Origin of the sequence: Streptomyces sp. NPDC020898 (assembly GCF_044333925.1) — a bacterium.
GTDB lineage: Bacteria > Actinomycetota > Actinomycetes > Streptomycetales > Streptomycetaceae > Streptomyces.
Genome location: NZ_JBIRRV010000001.1, coordinates 244,236 through 256,559, shown reverse-complemented (window position 1 = coordinate 256,559; position 12,324 = coordinate 244,236). Strand labels below are relative to the sequence as shown.

The window sequence follows — 12,324 nt, the reverse complement described above, 5'->3', positions numbered from 1 at the left end:
TGAGAGGTGGGCCTCGCCTGTGGGGGGTGCTCTTCGTTGGCGGCTTTCCCGTCCTGGGACGGGCATCTCGCGCTGAGTGGTCTCTTCAGGTTCGGCCGGTTGCCCGTGGGGTTTCGTGGGCCCTGCGTGGGACTCCGTCCGGGGATCGGCGTGGGGCCTCGACGCCCGGTGGCAGGGCCGCGTCCGCCGTGTTGACGCGGGGGAGGGCGTACGGGTGTTCCTCGGTCAGCCAGCGGATCATGTGCTCGCGGACCATGACCCGGACCGTCCAGACGTCGTCCGCGTCCTTCGCCGTCACCAGGGCGCGTACCTCCATGGTGCTCGGCGTGGCGTCCGTGACGGACAGGTCGCAGGCGCGGCCGTCCCATGCCGGGCACCCGCGCAGGATGTCGCGGAGCTTCGCGCGCATCGCCTCCACGGGCGCGCTGTGGTCGAGGTGCCAGAAGACGATGCCGGTCATCTGGGCGCCGCCCCGCGACCAGTTCTCGAAGGGTTTCGAGGTGAAGTAGGAGACCGGCATGGTGATGCGGCGCTCGTCCCAGGTGCGCACGGTCAGGAACGTCAGCGTGATCTCGTCGACCGTGCCCCACTCGCCGTCCACCACGACCGTGTCACCGATGCGCACCATGTCGCCGAAGGCGATCTGGAGCCCCGCGAACATGTTGCTGAGCGCCGACTGGGCCGCGATGCCGGCGACGATGCCGAGGATGCCGGCCGAGGCGAGCAGCGAGGCGCCGGCCGCGCGCATCGCCGGGAACGTGAGCAGCATCGCGGCGACGGCCATCACACCGACGACCGCGGCGACGGCCCGTGTGATCAGCGACACCTGCGTGCGCACCCGGCGGAGCCGGGCCGGATCGCGGTGGTTCCTGGCGTAACGGGTGTACGTCGTCTCGACGATCGCCGCCGCGATACGCACCACCAGCCAGGCGGCGGACCCGATCAGCACCAGGGTCAGGGTCCGGCCGATGCCGACGCGGTGCTCCTGGAACAGGTCGGCCTGGTCGTACGAGCCTCTCAGCAGGGCCGCGCACAGCACGAGCTGGTACGGGATCCGGCCGCGGCGCAGCAGGCCCCACAGCGGAGTCTCGGTCTGTCGCTCGTCCGCCTTGCGCAGCAAGCGGTCCGTGGCCCAGCCGATGAGCAGCGTGAGCACGACCGAGCCACCGACGACGATCAGCGGGCGCAGTACGTTCTCCATGCCGGAGAACGTAACCGGTGAAGGGCGGTCATGAACATGTGACTTCGTTCTCTGTCAGTGGCGGCTGGCACGATGTCCTCATGAACGTCATGCTCTTTCACTCGACCTATGGGCTTCGCCCCGCCGTGCACGCCGCCGCGGACCGACTGCGGGCGGCCGGGCACGAGGTGTGGACCCCTGATCTCTTCGACGGGCACATCTTCGAGACCGTCGAGGAGGGGCGGGCCTGCAAGGACGCCATAGGCAAGGACGAGCTGCTCAAGCGGGCGATCCTGGCCGCCGCGCCCTACTCCGGGCGGGGGCTGGTGTACGCAGGGTTCTCCTTCGGCGCCGCGACCGCCCAGACGCTCGCGCTCGGCGACGACAAGGCACGCGGGCTGTTGCTGCTGCACGGCACGTCGGACATCGCCGAGACCGCGTCGGTGGACGAGCTGCCGGTCCAGCTGCACGTGGCCGAGCCGGACGCCTTCGAGACCGACGACTGGCTGAGCTCCTGGTATCTCCAGATGGGCAGGACGGGCGCCGACGTGGAGATCTATCGGTATGCCGGAGCCGGTCACCTCTACACCGACCCCGCTCTGCCGGACTACGACGAGGAGGCGGCCGAGGCCACCTGGCGGGTGGCGCTCGGCTTCCTCGACAGCCTGTAGGGCCGACGTCGGCCTGTGTCCCGCGGGCTACACAGGGGCGTACGTCCGCTCCATCTTCTGCGTGCCGCTGCGTGTGCGGTACGAGCGTGACCAGGCCGAGGTCGCGTTCGCCTTCGTGCGGTCGGACAGCACGTAGTAGTCCATCTGCGCGCGGTCGGCGGTGATGTCCAGGACGCCGTAGCCGTGGCGGTCGGTGTCGACCCAGTGGACGTGCCGGTTGGCCGCGCGGATGATCGGCGCGGCGATCGCGGTGACGGTGCCCTCGGGCACCTTGACGAGGTCGTCGAGGTTGTCGGAGGTGACCGACGTGACGACGAACTCGGTGGCGGCCGAGGGGGACAGCGGGTAGGTACCGGCGTCCACGGGCACGTCGTTGGCCCATGCCATGTGGATGTCGCCGGTCAGGAAGACGGTGTTGCGGATCGCGTTGGTGCGCAGATGGGCGAGGATTTCGCGGCGGTCGTCCGTGTAGCCGTCCCACTGGTCGGTGATGAGGCCGAGGCCCTCCTTGGGCAGACCGAGCAGTTCGGCGAGGGGCTTCAGCAGGCCGGCGGTGAGGGACCCGATGGCGAACGGCGAGATCATCACCGAGTTCCCGACCAGCCGCCAGGTGGTGTCCGAGGCCGTCAGTCCCGCCTTCAGCCAGTCCAGTTGGGCCCGGCCGGTGATCGTACGCTCCGGGTCGTCGACCGAGCCGTTGCCCACGGCCACCTGCTGGGAGCGGAAGGAGCGCAGGTCCAGGAGGGAGAGGTCGGCGAGCTTGCCGAAGCGGAGCCGGCGGTAGGTGGTGCCCGCGATCGCCGGGCGGACCGGCATCCACTCGAAGTAGGCCTGTTTCGCGGCGGACTGCCGGGCCGGCCAGGCGCCCTCCGCGCCCTCGGTGTGGTTCTCGGCGCCACCCGACCAGGCGTCGTTGGCGAACTCGTGGTCGTCCCAGATCGCGACGACGGGAGCTGCCGCGTGCAGCGACTGGAGGTCGGCGTCGGTCTTGTAGTGCCCGTGCCGTACGCGGTAGTCGGCGAGCGTGAGGATCTCGTGCGTGGGGGCGTGCGGGCGTACGACGGTGTCACGGGTGCCGTACTCGCCGGTCCCGTACTCGTAGATGTAGTCGCCGAGATGCAGCCAGGCGTCCAGGTCTCCGCGGGCCGCGAGATGGCGGTACGAGGAGAAGTAGCCGCCCTCCCAGTTGGCGCAGGAGACCACGCCGAAGCGGAGGTTGGACACGGCGGCGTCCGCGGCGGGCGCGGTCCGGGTACGGGCGGCCGGGGAGTCCGTACCGCCGGCCGAGAAGCGGAACCAGTAGTCCGTGGCCGGCGCGAGGCCCCGGATGTCCGCCTTGACCGTGTGGTCGGTGGCGGCCGTCGCCGTGGTCGACCCCTTGGCGACCACGTTCGTGAACGCCTTGTCGCGGGCGACGGTCCAGGCCACCTCGGTGTCCGGGCCCAGCCCGGAGCCCGGTATCGCCTCGGCGGTGGGCGTCACGCGCGTCCACAGCAGGATGCCGTCCGGCAGCGGATCGCCGGAGGCGACGCCGTGGCGGAAGGCGGGGGCCTCGGCAGCGGCCCGGGCGGGTAGGGCAGCGGCCAACGGGCCGGCCAGTACGGCGGTGGCAGCCGCGGCCTTGACGACCGTACGGCGGCGCGGGGCGCGGGAGTTGAGCTGGGCGCCCGTGGACTCGGAGGAACTGCTTCGACTCGTCACGGGCGCTGAGATTACTGATCGGTAAGGCGGTAGAGCGGGCGAAACGGCTGAAGTTCGCCCGCTCTTCGGCTGATCGTCCACCGGGGCCGGGGCGGCGGACCGTACGGCCGGTGCTCCGAAGGCCCCGGAACCCCGCTGCTCAGGCCTTCAGCGCCGCCTCGATCGCCGTGTTGAAGTCGGCGACCGTCATGGGCGCGTTCTCGCTGTTCGGGGCCGTGAGCTTCTTGCCGTCCATCACCAGGCTCGGGGTGCCGTTGACTTCGTCCTTGTTGGTGTTGAACGTCTCGGACATCGCCAGCGCCCAGGCGTCGTACGTGCCGTCCTTGACGGCGGTCTGGAACGCCGTGTTGTTCTTCAGCGCGCCGACCGTGTTCGCCACCTCGATGAGGTAGTCGTCGCTCTTGAACTTGTCGTCCGTCTCCTCGGGGTGGTACTTCGTCGAGTAGAGGGCGGTCTTGTACGCCAGGAACGCCTCCGGGCTCACGTTCAGCGCGGCGCCCATGGCGCTCATCGCGTTCTTGGAGCCCTCACCGCGGGAGCCGATCTCGATCTTTCCGTTGTCATCGGTGTCGCCGTCGAGGAACGTACCGCCGATGTACTGGATCTTGTACTTGCCCGCGTCGAAGTCCTGCTGGAGGGTCGGGCCGACCGTCTCCTCGAACTGGGCGCAGATCGGGCAGCGCGGGTCCTCGTACAGCTTGAGGGTCTTCTTGGCGGTGCTCTTGCCGAGAACCACCGTCGTGCCGTTCGTGCCCGTGGTGTTGGCCGGCGCGACGACCTTCTCGTCCTTCGCCGCGTCCCAGTACCCCGGCTTGTTGTTCTGCACGACCGCGTAGCCGATACCGCCGGCTATCGCGAGCACGCCGACGACCGAGCCGGCCACGATGGCCTGCCGCTTGACCTTGTTGCGCCTGGCCTGGCGCTCGCGCTCCTCGCGCAGCCGCTCACGGGCCGCGCTCTTGGACGCCTGGCTGTTCCGCTTGCTCATGCTGGTGATCTCCCTGGAACGCGTACGCGTCGTGGGCGTCGTACGCGGAGGTGGATGAGGGGACTTGCCGGTGCTCGGATGCTGTCGCCGGGCGGGCTGTGGCTCAGCCTCAGGCGAAAGCGATCGGGCGCGGTGGTCCTCGTCGTCCCAGGGAGTGCACGAACAGGCGCGTGCGGAGGGTGGTCGTGCGCTGCGCGGCGCGCAGCGGGCGGAGTACCGCCGGGGCGGACCGGACCGTCACCGCGGTGACGGCCAGCAGCAGCGGGCGGAAGGTGGCGGCGGTGAGCGCGCCCAGCAGCTGGGCCAGGGCCCGTTCGCCGCGACGCAGCCAGGCGGCGGCCAGCAGCCCCACGCCGACGTGCGCGGCCAGCAGCAGCCAGGCGGTCGACGGACCGGCGTGGGCGAGCAGCGCCGCGACCCGGTCGGTGTCGGTGCCCGCCACCCGGGCCAGCGGGGTGCCCACGCTGTCGCCCCCGCACAACACGTCGAGGCCGACGGAGCGCAGCGGGCCCGCGACCGGGCCGCCCGCCCGGCCGTAACAGAGGGTCTGGCCGGTGGTGAAGACAGTGTCGGCGGCCAGCTCCAGCGGGATCAGCAGCGCCGCGATCCGGCCGAAGCCGCGCTCGCGGCCGGCCAGCGCGAACGCGACGACGAAGACGGCGGCGGCGATCACGGCCACCGTCCCCATCGGCAGCGGGACCCGGGACAGCAGCACGTGCGACGCGCTGCTGAGTGTCACGACGAGTGCCGTGAACAGCGCCGCGCGTACGGCTCTGAGCTGGGTCCCGGATATGTCCATAGCGGAGGAGAGTGTGTCACGGACGCCCGTAAGAGGCCCCTAAAAGCTTCCTGTGAGCCCGTGCACGGTCCACACGGTCCAGACGTCTAGAGGCCCGGGATCCGGCCGTTGCGGAACAGGTCCACGAAGATCTGGTGGTCACTGCGCGCGCGGGCGCCGTACTCGTGGGCGAAGTCCACCAGGACGTCCGCGAAGCCCGCCTCGTCGGCCGCGATCGCCGCGTCGATGGCACGCTCCGTGGAGAACGGCACGAGGGACTCGCCGGACTGGTCGTCCGCCGCCGCGTGCATCGTGGCCGTGGCCCGGCCCAGGTCGGCGACGACGGCCGCGATCTCCTCCGGGTCGTCGATGTCGCCCCAGTCCAGGTCCACGGCGTACGGCGACACCTCGGCGACCAGTTGACCGCGGCCGTCCAGCTCGGTCCAGCCCAGCCACGGGTCGGCGTGGTCCTGGAGAGCGCGCTGCGAGATCACCGTGCGGTGACCCTCGTGCTGGAAGTAGCCGCGGATCGCCGGGTCAGTGATGTGCCGGGAGACGGCCGGGGTCTGGGCCTGCTTGATGTAGATCACCACATCGTTCTCCAGGGCGTCGGTGGCGCCCTCCAGAAGGATGTTGTACGAGGGCAGCCCGGCCGAGCCGATACCGATGCCGCGCCGGCCGACGACGTCCTTCACCCGGTACGAGTCCGGGCGGTCCAGAGACGACTCGGGCAGCGTCTCCAGATAGCCGTCGAAGGCGGCCAGCACCTTGTAGCGGGTTGCCGCGTCCAGCTCGATGGAGCCGCCGCCCGGTGCGAACCGGCGCTCGAAGTCGCGGATCTCCGTCATCGAGTCGAGGAGGCCGAACCGGGTCAGCGAGCGGGCGTCGCGCAGTGCGTCCAGCAGCGGGCCCTCGGCGGTGTCCAGGGTGAACGGCGGCACCTCGTCGCTCTTGGCGCCGGTCGAGAGGGCGTGGATCCGCTCGCGGTAGGCGCCCGCGTACGTCCGTACGAGCTCGGTGATCTGTTCGTCGGAGAGCGCCTTCGCGTACCCGATGAGGGCCAGGGAGGCGGCGAGGCGCTTGAGGTCCCACGTGAAGGGGCCGACGTACGCCTCGTCGAAGTCGTTGACGTTGAAGATCAGCCGGCCCTGGGCGTCCATGTACGTGCCGAAGTTCTCCGCGTGCAGGTCGCCGTGGATCCACACGCGGGCGGTGCGGTCGTCCAGGTACGGTCCGCCCCGCTTCTCTTCGTCCAGGTCGTGGTAGAAGAGGCACGCCGTACCCCGGTAGAACGCGAACGCCGAGGCCGCCATCTTGCGGAACTTCACGCGGAACGCCGCCGGGTCGGCGGCCAGGAGCTCGCCGAACGCGGTGTCGAATACGGTGAGGATCTCCTCGCCGCGGTGCTCGGCGCTGAGCTGCGGGACCGACATCGCTGGGTGCCTCCTGGTGCAGGTAATGCGTGACGAATGAGGCCGGACGGACCGCCCGGCGGGACGGACGACTCCGTCGCCCCTCCAACGTCCGACGGTACGCCGGAGTGCCCACGACCCACCCGTGAAATGTCAGTGCCGAGGCATAGACTTCGTCGCTGTTCCCCCAGACTGCCCGCAGCCTGTCGCCGAGTGTTTTCCATGGAGGCCACGCCGTGTCAAAGCCGCCGTTCACGCACCTGCACGTCCACACCCAGTACTCGCTGCTGGACGGTGCCGCGCGGCTCAAGGACATGTTCGAGGCGTGCAACGAGATGGGCATGACCCATATCGCCATGTCCGACCACGGCAACCTCCACGGGGCGTACGACTTCTTCCACACCGCCAAGAAGGCGGGCGTCACGCCGATCATCGGTATCGAGGCGTATGTGGCGCCCGAGTCGCGGCGCAACAAGCGCAAGATCCGGTGGGGACAGCCGCACCAGAAGCGCGACGACGTGTCCGGTTCGGGTGGTTACACCCACAAGACGATCTGGGCGGCCAACTCGACGGGCCTGCACAACCTCTTCCGGCTGTCCTCGGACGCGTACCAGGAGGGTTGGCTGCAGAAGTGGCCGCGCATGGACAAGGAGACCATCTCCCAGTGGTCCGAGGGGCTCATCGCCTCCACCGGGTGTCCTTCGGGTGAGCTGCAGACGCGGCTGCGCCTCGGCCAGTTCGACGAGGCGCTCAAGGCGGCCTCCGAATACCAGGACATCTTCGGCAAGGACCGCTACTTCCTGGAGTTGATGGACCACGGCATCGAGATCGAGAGCCGGGTCCGCGAAGGCCTCCTGGAGATCGGCAAGAAGCTCGGCATCCCGCCGCTGGTCACTAACGACTCGCACTACACGTACCCGCACGAGGCGGGCGCGCACGACGCGCTGCTGTGCATCCAGACCGGCAAGAACGTCTCCGACCCGGACCGCTTCCGCTTCGACGGCACCGGCTACTACCTGAAGTCCACGGACGAGATGTACGCCATCGACTCCTCGGACGCCTGGCAGGAGGGCTGCGCCAACACTCTCCTGGTCGCCGAACAGATCGACACCGAAGGCATGTTCCAGGCCAAGAACCTCATGCCGAAGTTCGACATCCCGGACGGCTTCACCGAGGTCACCTGGTTCCAGGAGGAAGTCCGCCTCGGCATGAACCGCCGCTTCAACGGCAACGTCCCGGACGGCCGCCAGAAGCAGGCCGAGTACGAGATGGACGTCATCATCCAGATGGGGTTCCCGGGGTACTTCCTCGTCGTCGCCGACTTCATCATGTGGGCCAAGAAGCAGGGCATCGCGGTCGGTCCCGGCCGTGGTTCCGCCGCCGGTTCGATCGTCGCGTACGCCATGGGCATCACCGACCTCGACCCGATCCCGCACGGGTTGATCTTCGAGCGGTTCCTCAACCCCGAGCGCGTCTCCATGCCCGACGTCGACATCGACTTCGACGAACGCCGGCGCGTCGAGGTGATCAGGTACGTGACGGAGAAGTACGGCGCCGACAAGGTCGCCATGATCGGCACCTACGGCAAGATCAAGGCGAAGAACGCGATCAAGGACTCCGCGCGCGTGCTGGGCTACCCCTACGCGATGGGCGACCGGCTCACCAAGGCCATGCCCGCCGACGTCCTCGGCAAGGGCATCGACCTCAACGGCATCACCGACCCCACGCACCCGCGCTACGGCGAGGCCGGCGAGATCCGGGCGATGTACGAGAACGAACCGGACGTGAAGAAGGTCATCGACACCGCCAAGGGCGTCGAGGGCCTGGTCCGGCAGATGGGTGTGCACGCGGCCGGCGTCATCATGTCCAGCGAACCCATCGTCGACCACGCCCCGGTCTGGGTGCGGCACACCGACGGCGTGACGATCACACAGTGGGACTACCCGCAGTGCGAGTCGCTCGGCCTGCTCAAGATGGACTTCCTGGGCCTGCGGAACCTGACCATCATGGACGACGCCGTCAAGATGGTGAAGCTCAACAAGGGCATCGACCTCGACCTGCTGAGCCTGCCGCTCGACGACCCGAAGACCTTCGAACTGCTCCAGCGCGGCGACACCCTCGGCGTCTTCCAGTTCGACGGCGGACCCATGCGCTCCCTGCTGCGCCTGATGAAGCCCGACAACTTCGAGGACATTTCCGCCGTCTCGGCGCTCTACCGTCCCGGCCCGATGGGCATGGACTCGCACACCAACTACGCGCTCCGCAAGAACAAGCTCCAGGAGATCACCCCGATCCACAAGGAGCTGGAGGAACCTCTGCAAGAGGTTCTGGCGGTCACCTACGGCCTGATCGTCTACCAGGAGCAGGTGCAGAAGGCCGCCCAGATCATCGCCGGGTACTCGCTCGGCGAGGCCGACATCCTGCGCCGCGTGATGGGCAAGAAGAAGCCCGACGAACTGGCCAAGAACTTCACGATCTTCCAGGCCGGCGCCAAGAAGAACGGCTACAGCGACGAGGCGATCCAGGGCCTGTGGGACGTCCTGGTCCCCTTCGCCGGCTACGCCTTCAACAAGGCTCACTCGGCCGCGTACGGACTGGTGTCGTACTGGACCGCCTACCTGAAGGCCAACTACCCGGCCGAGTACATGGCCGGACTGCTCACCTCGGTCAAGGACGACAAGGACAAGTCCGCGATCTATCTGAACGAGTGCCGGCGCATGGGCATCAAGGTGCTCCCGCCCAACGTCAACGAGTCGATGTCCAACTTCGCCGCCCAGGGCGACGACGTGATCCTCTTCGGCCTCTCCGCGGTACGCAACGTCGGTACGAACGTGGTCGAGTCGATCATCAAGTCCCGCAACGCCAAGGGGAAGTACGCCTCGTTCCCCGACTACCTCGACAAGGTCGAGGCCGTCGTCTGCAACAAGCGGACCACGGAGTCGCTGATCAAGGCCGGCGCGTTCGACAGCATGCAGCACACCCGCAAGGGCCTCACCGCGCACTTCGAGCCGATGATCGACAACGTGGTCGCGGTGAAGAGGAAAGAGGCCGAGGGACAGTTCGACCTCTTCGGCGGCATGGGCGACGAGGACACCAGCGAGCCCGGCTTCGGCCTGGACGTCGAGTTCACCACCGACGAGTGGGACAAGGCCTATCTGCTCGCCCAGGAGCGGGAGATGCTCGGCCTGTACGTCTCCGACCACCCGCTCTTCGGCCTGGAGCACGTCCTCTCCGACAAGGCCGACGCCGGTATCTCCCAGCTCACCGGAGGTGAGCACGCCGACGGCGCGGTCGTCACCATCGGCGGCATCATCTCGGGCCTCCAGCGCAAGATGACCAAGCAGGGCAACGCCTGGGCCATCGCCACCGTCGAGGACCTCGCCGGCTCCATCGAGTGCATGTTCTTCCCGGCGACCTACCAGCTGGTGTCGACCCAACTCGTCGAGGACGCCGTCGTGTTCGTCAAGGGACGCCTCGACAAGCGCGAGGACGTCCCGCGCCTGGTCGCGATGGAACTCCAGGTTCCCGACCTGTCCAACGCGGGCACCAACGCACCCGTGATCCTCACCATCCCCGCCCTGAAGATCACCCCGCCGATGATCAGCAGGCTCGGCGAGATCCTCAGCCACCACAAGGGCGAGAGCGAGGTCCGCATCAGGCTCCAGGGGCCGAGCAAGACCACGGTGCTGCGGCTCGACCGGCACCGGGTGAAGGCCGACCCGGCGCTCTTCGGTGACCTGAAGGTGCTGCTCGGGGCGGCCTGTCTGGCCGTCTGAGTGAGCCGCCCGCGGGTGACCGCGGGCAGCCGACGTGAGCGAGGGGCGCACCCGGTTCAGGGTGCGCCCCTCGCTGTGTCTGGGCTTCAACAGCCCGGTTTCAGATGCCGGTTGTGGCTCAGTTGTGGCCGAAGCGCTTCTGCCGGCCCTTGCGTGCCATATCACCGGGAGTCACCTGGGTGGCGCGCTGCTCGGCCTGCGATTCCATCGAGGAGGACTTCGCCTCCTCGGTACCGCGCTCGGCCTGTGACGCCTGGTGCTGCTGGCGACTCTGCTTCTTGTTCTTGGCCATGGTGATCTGCCTCCTGAGGGGGGTCTGGGGACCAGAGCCGAACTCAGATTCACACGGCCCGACAAAGCGTGCATGTCGGAGAATTACCGTGCGTAATAAGGTCTTGCCGTGCGGTGGGACACTCGAGTGGCGAGGGAAACGCCACGCCGAAGATCGAGTTCGGGCCGTTAACCTCCGCGCGGTCGGGCAGACTCGAAGGAAGCCCGAAGCAAACCTCCCGGAAAGAGGGTGGATCGCGTGGACCGCTGCATCGTCCTGGTGGACGCCGGGTATCTGCTGGGGGCCGCCGCGAGTCTTCTCGCCGGAGAGCCCTCGCGGTCCCGGATCACCGTCGACCACACCGCCCTCATCCAGGGCCTGCGTGAACGCGCCGAGTCGGACACCGAACGGCCGTTGCTGCGCATCTACTGGTTCGACGGCGCCCCCGACCGCGTGCCCCAGCCCGAGCACCGCAGGCTGCGCGTGATGCCCCGCGTCACCGTCCGACTGGGCGCCCTGACCCGCAGCGACGGACGCTGGGCCCAGAAGGGCGTCGACGCCGCCATGCACGCCGAGCTGACCGAGCTCGCCCGCAACCGCGCCTGCTCCGACATCGTCCTCGTCACCGGCGACGGCGACCTGCTGCCCGGCATGATGGCCGCCAAGGAACACGGCGTCGCCGTACACCTGTGGGCCGTGCAGGCCGCCGACGGCGACTACAACCAGTCCGAGGACCTGGTCGCGGAGGCCGACGAGCGGCGCGTCCTCGACCGTGTGTGGATCACCAAGGCCGTACGGGCCAAGGATCTTGGCGGGGTCTGCGCGCCGCAGCCCGCGCCCCGCCCCGAGATCGCCGCGATCCTCTCCGCGCCGCTGCCCGAGTCGGCGCTCGCGCAGGCGGCCGAGCGGGGCGTGGGGGAGCAGCAGGAGCACGCGACGGCGCCCGCCGAGGAGAACGGCGCGCAGGAGCGGGTGCCCGCCCCCAAGGGCGTACCGACCCCCAAGGACCTCGCCGCGCTGCGTGCCCCTGGCGCCCAGACCGCCCAGCAGCCCGCGAGCGCGACCCTGCGCTGGTCCTCGGACAAGGGCTGGGTCGACCGGCCGGGCGTCGCCTCCGAGCCCCCCGAGATCGCCTCCATGCCGACGCTGGCCCAGCTCACCTCGGCCGAGCAGCGGTGGGCGGACCGCGAGGAGGACATCACCACGGTCGGCGGCGATCCGTTCGAGGTCGGACAGGTGTTCGCGCGCCGCTGGATGGAGCGCCTCCCCGAATCGGCCCAGCTCCAGAAACTGTCGACGATGTACCCCCGTATCCCGCACCGCGTCGACGGGGAGCTGCTGCGCTACGCGGCCCGCTTCGGCCTGCTCGCCCACAAGGACGACCAGATCGACGAGCACGACCGGTACGCGATCAGGGCCGGTTTCTGGCGCGAGATCGACGCCCGCACGGCGGCGGAGCACGCGCCCGCCGGGGAGTGAGCCGGCCCCGTGCGGACGGGGTTGGATTTCTGGCGGAGTCGGGCACCCCGTACTCTCGTCCTTCGTGA

General features: G+C 69.1%; 9 protein-coding genes. 3 read left to right on the top strand and 6 right to left on the bottom strand.

Annotated features, from left to right (window positions below):
- Positions 1 to 85: 85 nt before the first annotated feature.
- Positions 86 to 1,201: a mechanosensitive ion channel family protein gene (locus ACH4TV_RS01160; protein ID WP_398392942.1), complete on the bottom strand. Its 1,116-nt coding sequence runs from the start codon at positions 1,199 to 1,201 to the stop codon at positions 86 to 88.
- A gap of 80 nt (positions 1,202 to 1,281) precedes the next feature.
- On the opposite strand from ACH4TV_RS01160, the gene ACH4TV_RS01155 reads away from it, so the two are divergent.
- Positions 1,282 to 1,851 (top strand): dienelactone hydrolase family protein, encoded by a 570-nt coding sequence (locus ACH4TV_RS01155; RefSeq protein ID WP_398392940.1) that lies wholly within the window; start codon positions 1,282 to 1,284, stop codon positions 1,849 to 1,851.
- Positions 1,852 to 1,878: 27 nt separating this feature from the next.
- Here the strand turns inward: ACH4TV_RS01155 and ACH4TV_RS01150 are convergent, their stop codons facing one another.
- From ACH4TV_RS01150 to ACH4TV_RS01135, 4 genes are all read right to left on the bottom strand, one after another.
- On the bottom strand, positions 1,879 to 3,552 hold the full coding sequence (locus ACH4TV_RS01150; protein ID WP_398392938.1) for an alkaline phosphatase D family protein: 1,674 nt from the start codon (positions 3,550 to 3,552) through the stop codon (positions 1,879 to 1,881).
- Positions 3,553 to 3,691: 139 nt separating this feature from the next.
- The gene (locus ACH4TV_RS01145; protein ID WP_398392936.1) at positions 3,692 to 4,540 is read right to left on the bottom strand and encodes a thioredoxin domain-containing protein; all 849 of its coding nucleotides are present in this window, start codon (positions 4,538 to 4,540) and stop codon (positions 3,692 to 3,694) included.
- Positions 4,541 to 4,649: 109 nt separating this feature from the next.
- A complete protein-coding gene (locus ACH4TV_RS01140) occupies positions 4,650 to 5,339 on the bottom strand; it encodes a hypothetical protein (protein WP_398392934.1) in 690 nt (229 codons plus the stop codon).
- 86 nt (positions 5,340 to 5,425) lie between these two features.
- Positions 5,426 to 6,751 carry a DUF2252 domain-containing protein gene (locus ACH4TV_RS01135; RefSeq protein WP_398392932.1) on the bottom strand — a complete coding sequence of 442 codons (1,326 nt, stop codon included), beginning with the start codon at positions 6,749 to 6,751 and terminating at the stop codon, positions 5,426 to 5,428.
- A gap of 215 nt (positions 6,752 to 6,966) precedes the next feature.
- Between ACH4TV_RS01135 and dnaE the strand changes: the two genes are divergently transcribed.
- Entirely contained in the window at positions 6,967 to 10,506 is a 3,540-nt protein-coding gene (gene dnaE, locus ACH4TV_RS01130; protein WP_398392930.1) for a DNA polymerase III subunit alpha, read from the top strand.
- Between the two features lie 118 nt (positions 10,507 to 10,624).
- Here dnaE and ACH4TV_RS01125 read toward each other — a convergent pair whose 3' ends face one another.
- Entirely contained in the window at positions 10,625 to 10,798 is a 174-nt protein-coding gene (locus tag ACH4TV_RS01125; protein WP_398392928.1) for a hypothetical protein, read from the bottom strand.
- Positions 10,799 to 11,035: 237 nt separating this feature from the next.
- Here ACH4TV_RS01125 and ACH4TV_RS01120 point away from each other — a divergent pair, with 237 nt between their 5' ends.
- Entirely contained in the window at positions 11,036 to 12,256 is a 1,221-nt protein-coding gene (locus ACH4TV_RS01120; protein WP_398392926.1) for an NYN domain-containing protein, read from the top strand.
- Positions 12,257 to 12,324 lie beyond the last annotated feature (68 nt).

Excerpts from the sequence above, each read along its gene's own strand:
- ACH4TV_RS01145 (WP_398392936.1), bottom strand. The coding sequence starts at position 4,540 with ATGAGCAAGCGGAACAGCCAGGCGTCCAAGAGCGCGGCCCGTGAGCGG.
- ACH4TV_RS01135 (WP_398392932.1), bottom strand. The coding sequence starts at position 6,751 with ATGTCGGTCCCGCAGCTCAGCGCCGAGCACCGCGGCGAGGAGATCCTC.
- ACH4TV_RS01125 (WP_398392928.1), bottom strand. The coding sequence starts at position 10,798 with ATGGCCAAGAACAAGAAGCAGAGTCGCCAGCAGCACCAGGCGTCACAG.
- ACH4TV_RS01140 (WP_398392934.1), bottom strand. The coding sequence starts at position 5,339 with ATGGACATATCCGGGACCCAGCTCAGAGCCGTACGCGCGGCGCTGTTC.
- ACH4TV_RS01155 (WP_398392940.1), top strand. The coding sequence starts at position 1,282 with ATGAACGTCATGCTCTTTCACTCGACCTATGGGCTTCGCCCCGCCGTG.
- ACH4TV_RS01160 (WP_398392942.1), bottom strand. The coding sequence starts at position 1,201 with ATGGAGAACGTACTGCGCCCGCTGATCGTCGTCGGTGGCTCGGTCGTG.